This is a genomic window from Rugamonas sp., assembly GCF_025354735.1.
Classification (GTDB): Bacteria; Pseudomonadota; Gammaproteobacteria; order Burkholderiales; family Burkholderiaceae_D; genus Rugamonas.
The window spans coordinates 1-16,899 of record NZ_JANXMI010000285.1 but is presented as its reverse complement, the minus strand read 5'-3'; the positions used below and the strand labels follow the sequence as shown (position 1 = coordinate 16,899).

At 65.1% G+C, this 16,899-nt stretch carries 17 protein-coding genes and 1 pseudogene; 11 read left to right on the top strand and 7 right to left on the bottom strand.

What is annotated here, in order from left to right; translation table 11 throughout:
* The first annotated feature begins 15 nt into the window (after window positions 1–15).
* Window positions 16–390, top strand: coding sequence for a hypothetical protein (locus Q0S71_RS23110; RefSeq protein ID WP_296001018.1), 375 nt, complete (start codon window positions 16–18; stop codon window positions 388–390).
* Window positions 391–482: 92 nt separating this feature from the next.
* Here Q0S71_RS23110 and hslO read toward each other — a convergent pair whose 3' ends face one another.
* The gene (gene hslO, locus Q0S71_RS23105) at window positions 483–1,448 is read right to left on the bottom strand and encodes an Hsp33 family molecular chaperone HslO (RefSeq protein WP_296001016.1); all 966 of its coding nucleotides are present in this window, start codon (window positions 1,446–1,448) and stop codon (window positions 483–485) included.
* A gap of 4 nt (window positions 1,449–1,452) precedes the next feature.
* Window positions 1,453–1,977, bottom strand: a complete 525-nt coding sequence (locus Q0S71_RS23100; RefSeq protein ID WP_296001014.1) for a gamma carbonic anhydrase family protein — start codon at window positions 1,975–1,977, stop codon at window positions 1,453–1,455.
* Window positions 1,978–2,180: 203 nt separating this feature from the next.
* On the opposite strand from Q0S71_RS23100, the gene Q0S71_RS23095 reads away from it, so the two are divergent.
* The 9 genes from Q0S71_RS23095 (at window position 2,181) to Q0S71_RS23055 (ending at window position 10,000) form a co-directional block, all read left to right on the top strand.
* On the top strand, window positions 2,181–3,056 hold the full coding sequence (locus Q0S71_RS23095) for an alpha/beta hydrolase (protein WP_296001012.1): 876 nt from the start codon (window positions 2,181–2,183) through the stop codon (window positions 3,054–3,056).
* Window positions 3,057–3,174: 118 nt separating this feature from the next.
* Window positions 3,175–4,008, top strand: coding sequence for a 3',5'-nucleoside bisphosphate phosphatase (locus tag Q0S71_RS23090; RefSeq protein ID WP_296001010.1), 834 nt, complete (start codon window positions 3,175–3,177; stop codon window positions 4,006–4,008).
* A gap of 105 nt (window positions 4,009–4,113) precedes the next feature.
* Window positions 4,114–4,737 carry an L-threonylcarbamoyladenylate synthase gene (locus tag Q0S71_RS23085; RefSeq protein ID WP_296001008.1) on the top strand — a complete coding sequence of 208 codons (624 nt, stop codon included), beginning with the start codon at window positions 4,114–4,116 and terminating at the stop codon, window positions 4,735–4,737.
* A 79-nt stretch (window positions 4,738–4,816) separates the two neighbouring features.
* Window positions 4,817–5,494 carry a site-2 protease family protein gene (locus Q0S71_RS23080; protein WP_296001006.1) on the top strand — a complete coding sequence of 226 codons (678 nt, stop codon included), beginning with the start codon at window positions 4,817–4,819 and terminating at the stop codon, window positions 5,492–5,494.
* A gap of 5 nt (window positions 5,495–5,499) precedes the next feature.
* A complete protein-coding gene (locus tag Q0S71_RS23075; RefSeq protein ID WP_296001004.1) occupies window positions 5,500–6,702 on the top strand; it encodes a tryptophan--tRNA ligase in 1,203 nt (400 codons plus the stop codon).
* Window positions 6,703–6,710: 8 nt separating this feature from the next.
* The gene (locus tag Q0S71_RS23070) at window positions 6,711–7,376 is read left to right on the top strand and encodes a methyltransferase domain-containing protein (RefSeq protein WP_296001003.1); all 666 of its coding nucleotides are present in this window, start codon (window positions 6,711–6,713) and stop codon (window positions 7,374–7,376) included.
* A gap of 82 nt (window positions 7,377–7,458) precedes the next feature.
* Window positions 7,459–8,337, top strand: coding sequence for a 4-hydroxy-tetrahydrodipicolinate synthase (gene dapA, locus Q0S71_RS23065; protein WP_296001001.1), 879 nt, complete (start codon window positions 7,459–7,461; stop codon window positions 8,335–8,337).
* 84 nt (window positions 8,338–8,421) lie between these two features.
* Entirely contained in the window at window positions 8,422–9,591 is a 1,170-nt protein-coding gene (bamC, locus tag Q0S71_RS23060) for an outer membrane protein assembly factor BamC (protein ID WP_296000999.1), read from the top strand.
* Window positions 9,592–9,703: 112 nt separating this feature from the next.
* Window positions 9,704–10,000, top strand: coding sequence for a hypothetical protein (locus tag Q0S71_RS23055; RefSeq protein WP_296000996.1), 297 nt, complete (start codon window positions 9,704–9,706; stop codon window positions 9,998–10,000).
* A gap of 319 nt (window positions 10,001–10,319) precedes the next feature.
* Here Q0S71_RS23055 and Q0S71_RS23050 read toward each other — a convergent pair whose 3' ends face one another.
* Window positions 10,320–10,823: a hypothetical protein gene (locus tag Q0S71_RS23050; RefSeq protein ID WP_296000995.1), complete on the bottom strand. Its 504-nt coding sequence runs from the start codon at window positions 10,821–10,823 to the stop codon at window positions 10,320–10,322.
* 23 nt (window positions 10,824–10,846) lie between these two features.
* Window positions 10,847–11,968 (bottom strand): cupin domain-containing protein, encoded by a 1,122-nt coding sequence (locus Q0S71_RS23045; RefSeq protein ID WP_296000993.1) that lies wholly within the window; start codon window positions 11,966–11,968, stop codon window positions 10,847–10,849.
* A gap of 84 nt (window positions 11,969–12,052) precedes the next feature.
* Here Q0S71_RS23045 and Q0S71_RS23040 point away from each other — a divergent pair, with 84 nt between their 5' ends.
* Window positions 12,053–12,595, top strand: coding sequence for a peptidylprolyl isomerase (locus Q0S71_RS23040; RefSeq protein WP_296000991.1), 543 nt, complete (start codon window positions 12,053–12,055; stop codon window positions 12,593–12,595).
* A 139-nt stretch (window positions 12,596–12,734) separates the two neighbouring features.
* On the opposite strand, the gene Q0S71_RS23035 is transcribed toward Q0S71_RS23040, so the two are convergent.
* The 3 genes and pseudogenes from Q0S71_RS23035 to Q0S71_RS23025 form a co-directional block, all read right to left on the bottom strand.
* Window positions 12,735–13,718 carry a hypothetical protein gene (locus tag Q0S71_RS23035; protein WP_296000988.1) on the bottom strand — a complete coding sequence of 328 codons (984 nt, stop codon included), beginning with the start codon at window positions 13,716–13,718 and terminating at the stop codon, window positions 12,735–12,737.
* Entirely contained in the window at window positions 13,715–16,372 is a 2,658-nt protein-coding gene (mutS, locus tag Q0S71_RS23030) for a DNA mismatch repair protein MutS (protein ID WP_296000986.1), read from the bottom strand. The genes Q0S71_RS23035 and mutS overlap by 4 nt, the downstream gene beginning before the upstream one ends.
* Window positions 16,373–16,716: 344 nt before the next feature.
* Window positions 16,717–16,899 (bottom strand): annotated as a pseudogene (locus Q0S71_RS23025) (IS21 family transposase); the annotation flags it as partial.

Below are 16,899 nucleotides of genomic sequence, written 5' to 3'. Positions count from 1 at the left end.
ACACGCCCGCCGCTCATGTTCAATACCGATTTGTTTTCACTGTCGTTTTCGCTGCCGCGGCCGCGCCGCGCGCTGACGGCGCTGGCAGGGCTGGCGACGCTGGCGCTGGCCGGCTGCTACACGGTCGATCAGCCGCGCCTGAATTCGTTCGCCAACCAGACGGTGACGGCCGGCATGCCGCTCGACCAGGCGCTGGTGCGGATGGCGGTCGAAGGCTTCAACTGCCAGAAGGATGGGGCCAGCTCGGCCATGCTGTGCACGCGCGACCAGCGCACGCTGCTGCGCGCCGTGTGCGTCGAGCGCGTCGATTTGAAAACGGGGGGCGGCAAGATGGTGACGGCGGTCGAAGTAGCGCCGGTCGCGTGCGGGAAAAATTTTGTGACGATGTAAAGCGCACAAAACAAAAGAGCCGGAAGCGATGAAGGCCTCCGGCTCTTTTTTGTTGGAACGATGCCGCGGTCTTGACGGCGTCTGCGCCCAGCTTAGTGCTTGACGTCGCCCACCGGAATCAGTACCTCGACCGGCGCGTCGGTCGCAAACAACTGCGCGCAATCGACCTTGTCGTACTCGTAGTGCTGGCCGCAGAAGTCGCAGTTGACGCCGACGGAACCCAACTCGTCGAGCACACTGTCGACTTCGGGACGACCCAGCATCTTCAGCATATTGCCGACCTTTTCGCGCGTGCACGTGCAGTGGAACGATGGATGCACGGGATCGAACACGCGTATCGTCTCTTCCCAGAACAAACGCTGCATCAGCACGTCGATGCCGGTCTCGAGCAGCTCCTGCTGCTTCAAGGTCGAGCCCAGGATGACGGCGCGGTTCCACGTTTCCAGCGCATCTTCCTCCGACAGCGGCGCGGCCTCGGCCTTGCCGCCGTGGTGGGGCAGCTTTTGCAGCAGCAGGCCGCGCGCGACGTTGTCGTCGGCCGCCAGCCACAACTTGGTGTCGAGCTGCTCCGAGCGCAACATATAGTTTTCGATGACGGTGGCGACGTCGTCGCCGTCGAGCGGCACGATGCCCTGGTAGGGTTGCTGGCCCGGCATCTTGTCGCTAGGATCGAGCGTGATGACGAAGCGGCCCTTGCCGCTGCGGTTGAGCAGGCCCGGCAAAATCTCGTCGTCGCTGATGACCGCCGCCGGGTCTAGCTTGGCCGTCGCGCGCAGGCGCAGCTCGGCGTCGCACTCGACCACCAGCAGGCGTACCGGACCGTCGCCGTGGATCTGCATGATGATGGAACCGTTGAATTTCAAATTGGCCGACAGCAGCGCCGCCGCCGCCACCATTTCACCCAGCACTTTCTTGACGGCGGGCGGGTAGGCGTGGCGCGACAGCACGTCGCGCCAGGTGGCGGAAATGTCGACCAGCTCGCCGCGCACGGCGGCGTTTTCAAAGATGAATTTTTTCAGGGTGTCCGGGTTGGCGGTGGCGCCTAGGGTGATGCTCATGTCGTTATCCGATCTGGTTGAGTTGTGTCTTGAACAGCTGGGCCTTGTCCACATAGTTGCGCGAACTGCCTTGCAGGGCCGTGATTTCTTCCGGCGTCAGCGCGCGCACGGCCTTGGCCGGCGTGCCGATGATGAGCATGTGGTCGGCGAATTCCTTGTGTTCCGTCACCAGCGCGCCGGCGCCGACCAGGCAGCCCTTGCCGATCCTGGCGCCGTTGAGTATCACGGCCTGGATGCCGATCAGCGCGCCGTCGCCGACGCTGCAACCGTGCAACATGGCCTGGTGGCCGATGGTGACGTCGGCGCCGACGGTGAGCGGATAGCCGACGTCGGTGTGCATGACGGCCGACTCCTGCACATTGCTGCGGTCGCCGATCGTGATGCGCTCGTTGTCGCCGCGCAGCGTGGCGCCGAACCACACGGAAGCGTGGGCGCCCAGCGTGACCTTGCCGATCACGTTGGCGTCGGCGGCGACGAATGCGGAACCATCGATGTCGGGCGCGTCTGCGCCCAATTGGTAGATGCTCATGGGGTGCCTGTCGGTGTGCGGTGGGATGGCGCTATTTTACGCTGCGCTGCGCCATCCCGGAGAAAAGCGGGGCCGGCCGCCGCTGCGGTATAATTATCGAACGGTCGTGCTTTTGTTGGCGCGGGCAGTCAGGGCCGGCCGGCAAGCAAACGATATGGCGTCCGATGCGCGGTTTTCAAGCGCTGATCTTTTAGGTAAATCCCATGCAAGCATCCCGATCCGAATTTCTCACCGTGCGCGGCCTGCGCTGCCACGTCCGCCACTGGGGCCGCGACGGCGCGCCCAAGCTGTTCATGCTGCACGGCTGGATGGACGTGTCGGCCTCGTTCCAGTTCGTCGTCGACCAGCTGCGCGGCGACTGGCACGTGATCGCGCCGGACTGGCGCGGCTTCGGCCTGAGCCAGCGCGGCGGCGGCGACACCTACTGGTTCCCCGACTATCTGGCCGACCTCGACGCCATCCTGCGCCACTACGCGCCGGAGCAGGCCGTCAACCTGCTGGGCCACAGCATGGGCGGCAACGTCGCCGGCCTGTACGCGGGCGCGCGGCCCGAACGGATCCGCAAGCTCATCAACCTGGAAGGCTTCGGCCTGCGCGACACCACGCCCGAGCAGGCGCCGGCGCGCTACGCCCAGTGGCTGGACGAGTTGCTGGCGCCGCCGGAAATGCGCGCCTATCCGACGCTGGCGGCCGTGGCGGCGCGGCTGCAAAAGACCAACCCGCGCCTGAGCGACGAGCGGGCCGCCTTCCTGGCGCCGCACTGGTCGGCGCGGAACGACGCCGGCCAGTGGGACATCCTGGGCGACCCGGTGCACAAGCGCGCCAGTCCGCTGCTGTACCGCATCGAGGAGGTGCTGGCCTGCTGGCGCCGCATCACGGCGCCGGTGCTGTGGGTCGAGGCCGACGACACCGCCATGTGGCAGTGGATGGGGCCGAAGCCGGCGGCGCGCATCGAAATCGACCGCCGCCTCGGCCAGCTGGCCGACCTGCGGCGCGCAATGATGGCCGACGCCGGCCACATGTTGCACCACGACCAGCCGGCCGCGCTGGCCGCGCTGATCGAGGATTTCCTGGCCTGAAGCGGGCTTTCCGCTTAAGCAAAAAACAAGTCGGGCGCAGGAAAAAGGCGGGCAGCGTACAATGGACGCTTCGTATTGTCCGTATTGTATGGTCGCGTTGATGCCAGGGTTGTTGCGTATGTTAAAAGTTGATCTCCATTGCCACTCGAACGTGTCCGACGGCGTGCTGACGCCGGCGGCGGTGGCGCAGACGGCGCACCGGGCCGGCGTCGATGTGTGGGCACTGACCGACCATGACGAGGTCGGCGGCATCGCCGCCGCCCGCGCCGCCGCTGCCGACGTCGGCATGCAATTCATCAGCGGCGTCGAGATTTCCATCACCTGGGCCAAGGAAACCGTGCACATCGTCGGCCTGCGCATCGACGAACACCACGCCGACTTGCTGGCCGGCCTCGCTTGCACGCGGGCCGGCCGCGACAACCGGGGCCGTGAAATCGCCGCCCAGCTGGCGGCGGCCGGCATCCCCGGCGCCTACGAGGGCGCGCTCAAGTACGTCGGCAACCCGGACCTGATGTCGCGCACCCACTTCGCCCGCTTCCTGGTCGAGATCGGCGCCTGCGCGAACATCCCCGACGTGTTCAAGAAATACCTGTCCGAAGGCAAGCCTGGCTATGTGCCGCACTGCTGGGCCAGCCTGACGGACGCGGTCGGCTGGATCCGGGGCGCCGGCGGCATCGCCGTCATCGCCCACCCGGGCCGCTACCGCTTCAGCGACCTGGCCGAGGGCGAATTGTTCAATGAATTCAAGCAGCTGGGCGGCGCCGCGATCGAAGTCGTCACCGGCAGCCACTCGCCGAACCAGTACGGCGAATACGCGCAGCTGGCCCAGCGCTACGGCTTCCTGGCCTCGCGCGGCAGCGACTTTCACGCGCCCGGCGAATCGCGGGTCGACTTCGCGGCGCTGCCGCCGCTGCCGGCCGGCGTCACCCCGGTCTGGCACGACTGGTTTTAAGCCGGCCGGCCGCCCGCCGTTGTCCGGTACGCGGCCTGGGCCGTGGTTCGCGTACAATTATGATAATTTTATCTTTGGAACATTTCCCGTTCCGGTCGCCGATCCATGAGTCAATTCTTCCAGATCCACCCGGACAATCCGCAGCCGCGCCTGATTAAACAGGCGGCCCAGATCATCCACGCCGGCGGCATCGTCGCCATGCCCACCGATTCCTGCTACGCCCTGGTCTGCCACCTGGACGACAAGTCGGCCGTCGAGCGCCTGCGCCGCATCCGCGGCATCGACGAAAAACACCATTTGACGCTGCTGTGCCGCGACCTCAGCGAGATCGGCGTCTACGCCCGCGTCGACAACCGGCAGTTCCGCCTGCTCAAGGCGGCCACGCCGGGGCCGTTCACCTTCATCCTGGAAGCGACCAAGTGCGTGCCGCGCCGCCTGAGCCACCCGTCGCGCAAGACCATCGGCCTGCGGGTGCCGGAAAACGCCATCGTCAGCGCCTTGCTCGAGGAGTTGCAGCAGCCGCTGCTGGGCACCACCCTGATCCTGCCCGGCGACGCCGACACCCTGACCGACGCCGACAGCATACGCCAGCGCCTGGAAAAGCAGATCGAGCTCATCATCGACGGCGGCGCCTGCAGCCTGGAGCCGACCACGGTGATCGACCTGACCGGGCCGGACGCCGAGCTGATCCGTCAAGGCCGCGGCAACGCCGCCCTGTTCGGGCTGTGACCGGCGCTGGCATGCCCCATGCGCAGCGGCTTGACGGTGGCCGCATGGCCGTTCGCGCGGCTCTGGTAGAATCGCAACCATGAATGATTTCGATCCCGCTGCACTGATCCGTACCATCACGGTCTATTTGATCCCCGTACTTTTTGCAATTTCCCTGCACGAAGCCGCCCATGGTTACGTCGCCAAATACTTCGGCGACCCGACCGCCTCCGATCAGGGCCGGCTGAGCCTGAACCCGGCCCGGCACATCGACCTTTTCGGCACCGTCCTGCTGCCGCTGATGCTGTTCTTCGCCCACCTGCCCATCCTCGGCTACGCCAAGCCGGTGCCAGTCGACTTCGACCGCCTGCGCAATCCTAAAAAGCAGATGGCCTGGGTGGCGGCGGCCGGACCGGCGGCCAATTTCGCCATGGGCCTGGGCTGGATGATCTTGTACGTGCTGATCGGCGGCGAACTGGCCGGGGAACCGTATTTCGCCGCCGTGGCCAAGGCCGGCATCAGCGTCAACGCCGCCATGTGCGCGTTCAACCTGATCCCGATCCCGCCGCTCGACGGCGGCCGCATCGTCACCGGCCTGCTGCCGGACCGGCTGGCCTATAAATTCGCCCGCATCGAGCGCTACGGCATCTATGTGTTCGCCGGCCTGATCCTGCTGATGTACACGGGTCTGCTGAACGGTGTGCTGGCCGCCGCGATCCACGGCCTGATCGTCGTTTTCGCGCTGCTGGTCCATCCCCTTTCCCTCCTTTTAAACTGACTACTATGTATCCCGATCGCGTTGTTTCCGGCATGCGTCCCACCGGCTCCATGCACCTTGGCCACTATCACGGCGCATTGAAAAACTGGATCAAGATGCAAACCGAGCTGCCGTGCCTGTTCTTCGTGGCCGACTGGCACGCGCTGACCACGCATTACGACGACCCCACCATCATCGAGCGCAGCACCTGGGAAATGCTGGTCGACTGGCTGGCCGCCGGCCTCGATCCGTCGCAGTCGACGCTGTTCATCCAGTCGCGCGTGCCCGAACACGCCGAGCTGCATTTGCTGCTGTCGATGGCGACGCCGCTGGGCTGGCTGGAGCGGGTGCCGACGTATAAGGACCAGATCGAAAACCTGGCCAACAAGGATCTGGCCACCTACGGCTTCCTCGGCTATCCGCTGCTGCAGGCGGCCGACGTGCTGATCTACCGCGCCAGCCAGGTGCCGGTCGGCGACGACCAGGTGCCGCATATTGAGATGATGCGCGAAATTGCGCGCCGTTTTAATCATTTGTACGGCAAGGAAAAAGGCTTCGAGGAAAAGGCGCAGGACGCCGTGAAAAAGCTGGGCAGCAAGCGCGCCAAGCTCTACAACGAACTGCGCACCGACTACCAGCAGCACGGCAAGGACGACGCGCTGGAACAGGCCAAGGCCATGCTCGACGACGCCCAAAGCCTGTCGATGATAGACCGCGAGCGTCTGTTCGGTTATCTGGAAGGCAGCCGCAAGCTGATCCTGGTCGAGCCGCAGGCGCGGCTGACGGTGGCGTCGCGGTTGCCCGGCCTGGACGGCCGCAAGATGTCCAAGAGTTACGGCAATGCCATCGCGCTGCGCGAGGACAAGGAATCGGTCACCAAAAAAGTGCGCACCATGCCGACCGATCCGGCCCGCGTGCGCCGCACCGACCCCGGCGATCCGGCCCGTTGCCCGGTCTGGCAACTCCATGAAGTCTATTCCGATGCGGCGACGCGGGAGTGGGTGGTGCAAGGCTGCAAATCGGCGGGCATAGGCTGCATCGAGTGCAAACAGCCGGTAATCGACGCCATCATCAAGGAGCAGGAACCCATGCACGAACGGGCCCAGCAATATCTCGACGATCCGTCGCTGGTGCGCGCCATCGTCGCCGACGGCAACGACGTGGCCCGCAAGCTGGCGCTGGAAACCATGCGCGACGTGCGCGAAGCGATGGGTTTGGCCTACTCTTGAGCGACGATATGAACGAAAACGATCCATCCGGCGGCGCGGACCGGGGGCCGCCCCCGAATTTGCCGGCGCCGGCGGGGCAGGGGCCGACCCCGGAGCCGTCGGCGCTCGATGCCGTGCGCGCCCACGTCAACGCCACCGTGTCGCCGTGGGTGCTGCGCTGCGCGCCGCTGATACCCGGCGGCGAAGTGCTGGACCTCGCTTGCGGCCTGGGGCGCCACTCGCGCCATCTGGCCGCGCTCGGCCACGCCGTGCTGGCCGTCGACCGCGACCCGGCCGCGCTGGCCGCCACCTGTGGTCCGGCCATCACGACGTCGCAAATCGACCTGGAAGCGGACGGCGTCGCCTGGCCCTTCGGTGGTGAACGCTTCGCCGGCATCGTCGTCACCAACTACCTGCATCGTCCTTTAATCGCGGCGATGTTGGCCAGTCTGGCGCCGAACGGCATGTTGATCTACGAAACCTTCGCCGCCGGCAACGCCGCCTTCGGCAAACCGTCGAATCCGGCCTTTTTATTGCAGGCGGGCGAGTTGCTGGACTGGGCGCGCCAGCATGGCTTGCGGGTCATCGCCTATGAAGAGGGCGTCGTCACGGTGCCGAAAACTGCCATGGTGCAACGAATCTGCGCGGTCAAGCCGGCATTTGCGCGCGAGGCGGCGCGGTTGCCGCCATTTTAAAGAGCGATGGTCAACGAGATGCACCGCTGGCGCGGCCTATCGTCTACAATCGACGTTTTAATACTTTTTGTTCTGGTTTCCTATGATTAAGGGCAGCATAGTTGCAATCGTCACCCCGATGCACGCGGACGGTAGTCTGGATTATCCGGGTTTGAACCAGCTGATCGACTGGCATATCGCCGAAGGCACCGACGGCATCGTGATCGTCGGCACCACCGGCGAATCGGCCACCGTCAATGTCGAAGAACACTGCGCCCTGATCAAGGCGGCGGTCGAGCACACCGGGGGCCGCATCCCCATCATCGCCGGCACCGGCGGCAATTCGACCGCCGAGGCGATCGAACTGACCCGCTATGCCAAGGATGCCGGCGCCGACGCCGCCCTGCTGGTCGTGCCTTATTACAACCGTCCCACGCAAGAAGGCATGTACCAGCACTTCAAGGCCATCGCCGAGGCGGTGGACTTGCCGGTGATCCTGTACAACGTGCCGGGCCGCACCGTGGCCGACATGAGCAACGACACCATCCTGCGCCTGGCCGCCATCGCCAACATCGTCGGCGTCAAGGACGCGACCGGCAACATCGGCCGCGGCATCGACCTGCTGCGCCTGGCGCCCAAATCGTTCGCCGTCTATTCGGGCGACGACCCGAGCGCCATGGCGCTGATGCTGGCCGGCGGCCACGGCAATATCTCCGTGACGGCCAACGTGGCGCCGCGCGCCATGCACGACATGTGCAAGGCCGCCATGGCCGGCGACGTCGCCCGCGCCATCGAGATCAACAACAAAGTCTTCCCGCTGCACCAGAAGTTGTTCATCGAGCCCAATCCGGTGCCCGTCAAATGGGCCATGGCCGAAATGGGCTTGATGCCGCCGGGCTTGCGTTTGCCGCTGGTGCCGCTGGCGGCCGAGTGCCATGATGCCGTGCGCGCCGCGCTGCGCGAAGCCGGTGTACTGCAATAACGAGTAGCGAAAACGACGCCCCGACCTGAACCGTCCGGTCCATCCCTGATTTCAGCTGGTTTCAGCTAATTACTTAGTAACGACATGACTATACGCAAGACAGCTACTACTTCCTCGCAACGCGCCCTGGTGCTGGGCGCCCTGATGGCCAGTTTGACCGGTTGCGGCATGATCAGTTCCGTGGTCGGCAGCGACAAGGTCGACTACAAGGCCTCCAAGAAAGCGGCGCCGCTCGATGTGCCGCCCGACCTGACGCAATTGCAGAAAGATAACCGCTACGCCCTGCCGGACAGCGCCAACGGCATCGCCACCGCCTCCGGCTACAACGCCAACAAGGGCGCCGGCCCGGCCGCCGTGCAAGCGAACGGCGGCGAGGCCGTGGTGCCGCTCAAGCTCAACGACATCAAGGTCGAGCGCTCGGGCAACCAGCGCTGGCTGGTCGTCAAGCAGACCCCCGAGCAGCTGTGGCCGCAACTGAAATCGTTCTGGGAAGACAGCGGCTTCACGCTGGAAACGGAAAACGCCACCGCCGGCATCATGGAGACGGATTGGCATGAAGACCGTTCGAAGATTCCCGACGGCATCATCCGCAACACGCTGGGCAAGCTGTTCGACAATCTCTATTCGAGCGGCCAGCAAGACAAGTTCCGCACCCGCATCGAGCGCCTGCCCGACGGCGGCAGCGAAATCTACATCAGCCACCGCGGCGCCCAGGAAGTGTTGACCGGCGCCGAGAAGGAATCGACCGCGTGGACCCCGCGCGCCAACGATCCGGCCCTGGAAGCGCAGATGCTGGCGCAGCTGATGACCAAGCTGGGTAACACCGACGACTCGCAGTCGGCCAAGACCGCCGTCAACAACGCTATCGTCCAGCCGCAGCACGCGACGCTGGTGGGCGAGGGCGCCGGCCGCATGGTCGAAGTGGACGAAGGCTTCGACCGCGCCTGGCGCCGCGTCGGCCTGGCGCTGGACCGCGCCGGCTTCACCGTCGAAGACCGCGACCGCAACCAGGGCACTTATTTCGTGCGCTTCCTGGACGCCGACGCCAAGGGTCCGAGCAAGAGCTGGTTCAGCAAGCTGTTCAGCTGGGGCTCGTCGGAAGAGGACAAGGAAGCCCAGCGCTACCACATCACGGTCAAGGCCGTCGCCGGCACCACCACCAGCCAGGTCGCGGTGCAGAGCAACGACGGCAAGCCGGACACCACGCCGACGGCCGGCAAGATCCTGACGCTGCTGCACGAGCAACTGAAATAAGTCCGCGCCGCCGCCTCAACGGGGCGGCGAGCGAGGGGAATAAAAAACCGGCCAGCAGGCCGGTTTTTTTATGTCCGCCCGGCGCGCGGGTCGTCTGCGCCGTGGCCGGTCCATGAAATCACGAAAACGCGGACGAAAAAAAACCGGCCCGCAGGCCGGTTTTTTTCGCAAGCTGATTACTTCGAAGCAGCTGGCGTTGCAGCAGCAGCCGAAGCAGCCGAAGCAGCGCTCGAAGCGGCAGCAGCAGCATCCGAAGCGGCCGAAGCAGCAGCGGCAGCGGCTGGAGCAGCAGCGTCAGCTGGAGCTGGAGCAGCAGCTGGAGCTGGCTCTACGACTACTGGAGCTGGAGCAGCAGGAGCTTCTTCTTTTTTCGAGCAAGCAGCCAGAGCAACAGCCAGCAGGGAGATGATCAGCAGGGATTTTTTCATGGATTTTCCTTAATTAATTCAAATAATTAGAAACAACAATGTTGCGATGAATAATTACCGGTAATTATCGCTCATTAGGGCGTCTTCGAAGGCTTTTCGTACCTGTAATGGTGCCTGCCAGACAACGGAAACTTCCTAACCGAATATTATAGCGATTTTTGGTGTGTCGCAATAGGCGCACCAGTCGTTTGCACAACTATTTTGCGATATCGCAACATTTCTTTAGATCCCGCGTAATACGGAATTTTATTCACCTTACCAGCTTTCGTGTCGAACACCGGCATTCTACCTTGATCTGGCTCATAATCCAGTCGTACTTGCATGTAAACCGGGATTCGATTCCAGCCAAATGGCGTCAAACCGGTCGATACTAAGTTTTGTATCAAAACGTGTCTGGAATGCCGCCACGCCGCGCATATGGTCGGCATGATAACGGCGGACTATATGGACGCCGTCGGCGACGCAAAACGAGTCGCTCAGCTGTCGCAAGCCCTGGGGCGTGAGGCGGCACTCGATGAGGTGGCTGAAATCCTTCAGCAGGCGCAGGAAGCGGGGCGCGTGGCGCTCCAGCTCGGCGTTGCTGTGCGCCACCAGCCGCAAGCGCCCCTGGCCGCCCAGGAAGCGCCGCAGCGCCGCGTCCGCCGCCGTGCCGCCCAGGTTCCACAGCGCGAAGTCGGGATCGAACAGTTGCAGCGTGTGCGTGGCGCGCGCCAGGCACTGCTGCACATAGTCGTTGAACTCGGCGCGCGTCGTGAATGGGTGGACTTGCGCTTCCGCCGCGCTCGCTTCCTGGTCTGCCTGCATGAAGTCCCCCCTTGAACGTTGCGTTAGCCTAGCTCGATCCAGCCGTCGGTGTACCACGTGTAGAGCGCGTCGAGCACGTCCTCCGACGCGGTCGCCAGGGCGGTGCCCGGCAGCGCCCGCTCGTTGGCCAGCGCCTCCAGCGTGGCCTTGTCGGCGCGGCCGATGGCGAACGATTCGCCGTTGATGAAGACGTTCTTGCCGCGATACAGCATCAGCGTCTTGCGCGACAGCGACAAGCCCTTTTTCGCGGCCGCCTCGCGGAACTTGCCCACCGCCAGCGGCTTGGCCGGTCCCGTGAAGAACACATTGTGCTTGGGCTCGGACAAATGCTCGCCCAGGAAGATGGTCACGTCGTCCTCGGTGAAGCGGACCTTGTTCATTTCCTCGGCCACCGTGGCCAGCATGTGGCGCGGAATCTCGGCCGGCTTGGCGCTCGCCTCCAGTTCGGGATCGGCGTAGCGGCCCGGCAAGTCGATCGAATCGGCCATGAATTGCAGGAAGGCTTCGCCCAGTTCCTGGTAGGACGGCGAACGGAAGCCGATCGAATAGGTCTGGCAGTCGCCGATGGCGACGCCGTCGTGCGCGTAGTGCGGCGGCAGGTAGAGCATGTCGCCCGGTTCGAGCACGAATTCCTCGTTCGGTTTGAACTTGGACAGGATTTTCAGGGGCAAGCCCTCGATCACGCTCAAGTCCTTTTGCGGGCCGATGCGCCAGCGCCGCTGTCCGGCCGCCTGCAACAGGAACACGTCGTAGGAATCGAAGTGCGGACCGACGCCGCCGCCGTCGGTGGCGAAGCTGACCATCAGGTCGTCGAGGCGGGCGTCCGGGATGAAGCGGAACTGGCGCAGCAGCGCGTCGGCGCGGGCGTCGTGCAGGTTGACGCCCTGCACCAGCAGCGTCCATTCCTTTTGCGCCGTCGACGGGATCGCTTCGAGCGGGCCGGTCTGCATGTTCCAGTGGCCGCCGCCGGCCGTCACCAGGCGCGACTCGACGTGGTCGTGGGTGGCCAGTTCGGCCAGCGCGTCCAGGCTCAGCAGCGGCTTGAAACCGGGGATGGCCTGGCGGATGACGAGGGGTTTTTTATGCCAGTAATCGCGCAGGAATTGCGCCGGCGTGATATCGCCTAACAGGGGTAATTTTTTCATACGCCATTATAACCACGCCGCCAGCACATCGACATCAGCTGTCGAGGGTATAATCCACCTGCTCATATACAGAAAGGAAATACAATGAAGATTGCCAAGAACACGGTCGTGACTGTGAATTACAAACTGTCCGATGCCCAGGACAATCTGATCGAAGACGGCCGTCAACCCATGGTCTATTTGCACGGTGGTTACGAAAACACCCTGCCGAAAATCGAAGAAGAACTCGACGGCAAGGAAGTCGGCTATTCGTCCATCATCCAGATCGAGCCGGACGACGCCTTCGGCGAATACGACCCGGCGCTGGTCAAGGTCGAGCCGCGCGGCCGCCTGCCGGAACCGCTGGAAGTGGGCATGCAGTTTGAAGGCATGCCCGACAGCGACGACGAAGACGACGCGATGATCTTCACCGTCACCGACATCGCCGACGACAAGGTTGTCCTCGATGGCAACCATCCGCTGGCCGGCATGGCGCTGCGCTTCTCGCTCAACGTGGCCGACGTCCGCGCCGCCACCGATGAAGAGATCATGCACGAACACGTGCACGGCGCCCATGGCCACCACCACGGCGACGAAGATGACGAAGGCGAAGAGGGCGACCACGTCGCCATCCACCCGATACATTAAGCGTCGTCCGCGCCGGCCGGTTTAGGCACGGCGCCGGCAGCGGCCACGGATGTGGCGACGGGGTCAGACCACGGACGTGGTCTGACCCCGTTTTCACGTGACGTGACCGCACGCCTTTTTTGCCGCGCCCCTGGCCAGGTCAGGGCGCCGCGTCGGCGCCCGCGTCCTTGAGCGTGAACAGCACGGCGGCGCCGGGATTGACCCTGACCCCGGCCGACTGCGCCGCCAGGCTCAGATGCCCCACATTGTCATGCCAGACGATGGCCGGCGCGCCCTCGGCCGTGCCGCGCGCGTCGACCAGCAACAGTTTGCCCTTGAATTTCTGCGCCAGCGCCTTGAGCTGCCGGCGTGGTTCGGCGAAGCCATCCTGGCGGGCTGAAAACCCCGACAAAAACGATGACTCCTCCGCCTGCAAGCCGATGTCGCCGTCCGAAAACAGCACCACGCCGTCGAGCTTCTGCTGCCCGGCCAGCGTGAACAGCCGGTGCAGCCACGCGCGGTTGGCCACCAGCCGGTCTTCATATTCGCTGTTGCGGCCCGCCTCCGGCCGGTAGTGGTTGTTCGCCGCCGGCAGGTTGATGGTGGCGAACAGCACGTTGCCGACCTGCCAGTGCGCATACTCGGCGTAGCTGCGGAACTTGGCCGTCGCCGACAGCCGCGTCACTGCCACGTGGCGCGCGCCCAACGACTGGCCGTCGGTGAAGAACACTTCGCGCAGCCGGTTCAGGCGTTCGACGGCGCCCGAGCGGCCGGCCGAATTGAGGCACTCGGTCCAGTCGCTGCCGGCCAGCGCGACGATCAGCGCCGCATCCGATTCGTCGAGGACGGCCTTGCGCTGCGCGTACAAACGGTCGCTGCACGGCTCGCGCGCGGCCTTGATGCCGGTGGCGACGACGAACGCCGGCCGTTCCTGGTTGGCGTCGGCGATGGCGCGCTTGAGCACCGCTTCGCCGGCGCCGTCGCCAAACGAGTGGCCGATGACGTCGAATTCAAAAGCGGCCGCGCCGTTGCCGCCGCCGTTGGCCGCGCCGGCCGTGAGCGGCGCCGCCAGCAATATGACCAGCGACGCCGCCAGCGCCAGCCGGCGCGGCAACGGCGATGGCGGCGCGCTGCGGCGTGTCATGCCAGCGCCGGTTGCGCCAGGCGCTTGAGTTGATACAGCTGCTCGAGCGCTTCGCGCGGCGTCAGCGCGTCGGGATCGAGCTCGCCGATGGCGTCGAGCAGCTCGGCCAGCGCCGGATGCGGCGAGGCCGGCGCCGGCGGTTCGGCCGCGTCGTCGTCGGCGTCGGCCAGCGGCATGGCGAACAGGTCGCGCTGCGGCGTGGCGTCGAGCGCCTGCGCCTCCAGCCGCGCCAGGTGCTTGCGGGCCGCCTTGATGACGCTTTGCGGCACGCCGGCCAGCTGCGCCACCTGCAAGCCGTAGCTCTGCGACGCCGGCCCGTCCAGCACCGCGTGCAGGAACACGATGCTGTCCTTGTGCTCGACCGCCGACAGGTGCACATTGGCCGCCGTCGGATGGGCCTCCGGCAGTTGCGTCAGCTCGAAGTAGTGGGTGGCGAACAGCGAGAAGCTGCGGCTGCTGTCGATCAGGTGGCGCGCGATGGCCCAGGCCAGCGCCAGGCCGTCGAAGGTCGACGTGCCGCGTCCCACTTCATCCATCAGCACCAGCGAATGCGTGGTGGCCGCGTTCAGGATCGCCGCCGATTCCGTCATCTCCACCATGAAGGTCGAGCGCCCGCCGGCCAGGTCGTCGGTGGCGCCGATGCGGGTGAAGATGCGGTCGATCGGGCCGATGACGGCGCTGGCCGCCGGCACATAGCTGCCGACGTAGGCCAGCAAGGTAATCAGCGCGACCTGGCGCATGAAGGTCGACTTACCGCCCATGTTCGGACCGGTGATCAGCAGCAGCCGGCGCTCGTCGACGAAGCGGCAGTCGTTGGCGATGAAGCGCTCGATCTGGCCCTCGACGACGGGATGGCGGCCTTCGCGGATGTCGATGCACGACTCGGCCACCAGCTGCGGCGCGCACCAGTTGTGGCGCAGCGCGTGGCCGGTCAGCGCGGTCAGCGCGTCGAGCTGGGCCAGCGCCTGGGCGATGGTTTGCAGGCTGCCGATGTGCGGCGCCAGCTCGAACAGCAGCTGTTCGTACAGCAGCTTCTCGCGCGCCAGCGCCTTGTCCTGCGCCGACAAGGCCTTGTCCTCGTAGGCCTTGAGCTCCGGCGTGATGTAGCGCTCCGCGTTCTTCAGCGTCTGGCGGCGGCGGTAGTCGTCCGGCACCTTGGTGGTCTGGCCGTGCGTGACTTCGATATAAAAACCGTGCACGCGGTTGTACTCGACGCGCAGGTTGGCGATGCCGGTGCGGGCCCGTTCGCGCGTCTCCAGGTCGAGCAGGAACTGGCCGGCGTTCTGCGACAGCGAGCGCAGTTCATCGAGTTCGGCGTCGTAGCCCTCGGCGAAGACGCCGCCGTCGCGCACCATCGCGGCCGGCTCCTGCGCCACCGCGCGTTGCAGCAGGTCGAGGCAGGACGTCGGCGTCGCCAGCGCGTGGTGGATGGCGTCGAGCAGGCCGGCGTCGCGGCCCTGCGCGCCGGCCAGGCTGCGCTGCATCGCGCCGCGCAGCTCGGGCAGCTGGCGCAGGCCGTCGCGCAGGCTGGCCAGGTCGCGCGGCCGGGCCGACAGCAGCGCGATGCGGGTGGTGATGCGTTCGATGTCGGGCACCTGCGACAGCGTCGCCGACAGCGCGCCGGTGGCGTCGGCGTGGCCCAGCGCCGCGATGGCCTGGTGGCGCGCGCGCGCCACGTTCTGGTCGCGCCGCGCGTGGTGCAACCAGTAGCGCAGCAGGCGCGAACCCATCGCCGTGCGGCAGTGGTCGAGCAGCGAGAACAGCGTCGGCGCTTCCTGGCCGCGGATGGTTTCAGTCAGCTCCAGATTGCGGCGGGTGGCCGCGTCGAGGCCGATGAATTCGTTCTCCGTCTCCGTCGTCAGCGTGCGCACGTGTTGCAGGCCGCGGCCCTGGGTCGACTGGGCGTAGCGCAGCAGCGCGCCGGCCGCGCCGAAGGCCGCGCCCAGGCCGTCGGCGCCGAAGCCGCTCAGCGTCGCCACGGCCAGCTGGTCGAGCAGCGACTTGTGGCCGCCGGCGACGTCGAAATGCCAGTCCGGCACGCGGCAGGTGTTGGCGCCCGGGTGGCCGTCGAACAGGTCGGCGTTATCGCCGCGCAGGATCTCGGCCGGCGCGATGCGTTCGAGCTCCTGCTGCATGCGCGCGGCGACGCTCTTGCCGTCGCCGGAAAACTCCATCAATTTGAGCGCGCCGCTGGCCAGCGACAGCCACGCCAGGCCGGCCGTGACGACCTTGCGCTGCGTGACGGCGCACAGCGCCAGCAGGGGGCGTTCGGCTTTTTCGGGCAGCAGGTCGGCGTCGGTCAGCGTGCCGGGCGTGACGACCCGCATCACCTTGCGCTCGACCGGTCCCTTGCTGGTGGCCGGGTCGCCGATCTGCTCGCAGATGGCGACCGACTCGCCCAGCTTGACCAGCTTGGCCAGGTAGCCGTCGAGCGAGTGGAAGGGCACGCCGCACATCTTGATCGGCTGGCCGTTCGCGCTGCCGCGCGCCGTCAGCGTGATGCCCAGCAGGCGCGCCGCCTTTTCCGCGTCCTCGTAAAACAGCTCGTAGAAATCGCCCATGCGGTAGAACAGCAGCAGCGTCGGGTGCTCGGCTTTCAGCTTCAGATACTGCGCCATCATCGGCGTGACTTTTTCGGGAGGTTTTGCGGTCATTGGTCTTGCTCGGTTCTGTTGTTTTTGTGTGTGATATCAAATGCTTAGCAATTTTCGAGTACCGCAACTTGCCGCAACTTGCCGCAACTTGCCGCAGTGTTCCCTCCACCCAAAGGGCACTGAAAAAAACTGCTCGTAAAACGCAGAAAAATGCTCAGAAAGCAGTCCCCTGCCAAATATGACGTCTAGAAATCTGTAAGCTATTCAATGACTTAGGCGGAAATTTTAGTCCCCCGAGCCATACGTAACGGGAGCACGGATTATACGGGAAACCAGCTATACCGTCCTCTGTAACTAACCTTAGAAAGATAAAGCAATGAAAATTGACCTGACCATGACCTTGATCAAAAGCCTGTTCGTTTGCGCGCTGAATTGACCCACTCCGTTTGACCCTCCCTCCATTGCCTGGCGAACGCCGCCACGCGATCGTAAGACCCCCCGAATCCCAATTCCAATAAATCCTCGTGGAGCTGTTTAAGGCTGCGCCGCTGCTTGCGTGATTTGGCCGCCTCGGTCTTGAGCCAGCC

What these genes read in the sequence shown, in the direction of transcription:
- Q0S71_RS23090 (WP_296001010.1), top strand. Translation starts at nt 3,175, where the DNA reads ATGTTAAAAGTTGATCTCCATTGCCACTCGAACGTGTCCGACGGCGTG.
- Q0S71_RS23050 (WP_296000995.1), bottom strand. Translation starts at nt 10,823, where the DNA reads ATGCAGGCAGACCAGGAAGCGAGCGCGGCGGAAGCGCAAGTCCACCCA.
- Q0S71_RS23095 (WP_296001012.1), top strand. Translation starts at nt 2,181, where the DNA reads ATGCAAGCATCCCGATCCGAATTTCTCACCGTGCGCGGCCTGCGCTGC.
- Q0S71_RS23110 (WP_296001018.1), top strand. Translation starts at nt 16, where the DNA reads ATGTTCAATACCGATTTGTTTTCACTGTCGTTTTCGCTGCCGCGGCCG.
- Q0S71_RS23075 (WP_296001004.1), top strand. Translation starts at nt 5,500, where the DNA reads ATGTATCCCGATCGCGTTGTTTCCGGCATGCGTCCCACCGGCTCCATG.
- Q0S71_RS23100 (WP_296001014.1), bottom strand. Translation starts at nt 1,977, where the DNA reads ATGAGCATCTACCAATTGGGCGCAGACGCGCCCGACATCGATGGTTCC.
- mutS (WP_296000986.1), bottom strand. Translation starts at nt 16,372, where the DNA reads ATGACCGCAAAACCTCCCGAAAAAGTCACGCCGATGATGGCGCAGTAT.
- bamC (WP_296000999.1), top strand. Translation starts at nt 8,422, where the DNA reads ATGACTATACGCAAGACAGCTACTACTTCCTCGCAACGCGCCCTGGTG.
- Q0S71_RS23045 (WP_296000993.1), bottom strand. Translation starts at nt 11,968, where the DNA reads ATGAAAAAATTACCCCTGTTAGGCGATATCACGCCGGCGCAATTCCTG.
- Q0S71_RS23080 (WP_296001006.1), top strand. Translation starts at nt 4,817, where the DNA reads ATGAATGATTTCGATCCCGCTGCACTGATCCGTACCATCACGGTCTAT.
- Q0S71_RS23040 (WP_296000991.1), top strand. Translation starts at nt 12,053, where the DNA reads ATGAAGATTGCCAAGAACACGGTCGTGACTGTGAATTACAAACTGTCC.
- dapA (WP_296001001.1), top strand. Translation starts at nt 7,459, where the DNA reads ATGATTAAGGGCAGCATAGTTGCAATCGTCACCCCGATGCACGCGGAC.
- Q0S71_RS23070 (WP_296001003.1), top strand. Translation starts at nt 6,711, where the DNA reads ATGAACGAAAACGATCCATCCGGCGGCGCGGACCGGGGGCCGCCCCCG.
- Q0S71_RS23055 (WP_296000996.1), top strand. Translation starts at nt 9,704, where the DNA reads ATGAAATCACGAAAACGCGGACGAAAAAAAACCGGCCCGCAGGCCGGT.
- Q0S71_RS23035 (WP_296000988.1), bottom strand. Translation starts at nt 13,718, where the DNA reads ATGACACGCCGCAGCGCGCCGCCATCGCCGTTGCCGCGCCGGCTGGCG.
- Q0S71_RS23085 (WP_296001008.1), top strand. Translation starts at nt 4,114, where the DNA reads ATGAGTCAATTCTTCCAGATCCACCCGGACAATCCGCAGCCGCGCCTG.
- hslO (WP_296001016.1), bottom strand. Translation starts at nt 1,448, where the DNA reads ATGAGCATCACCCTAGGCGCCACCGCCAACCCGGACACCCTGAAAAAA.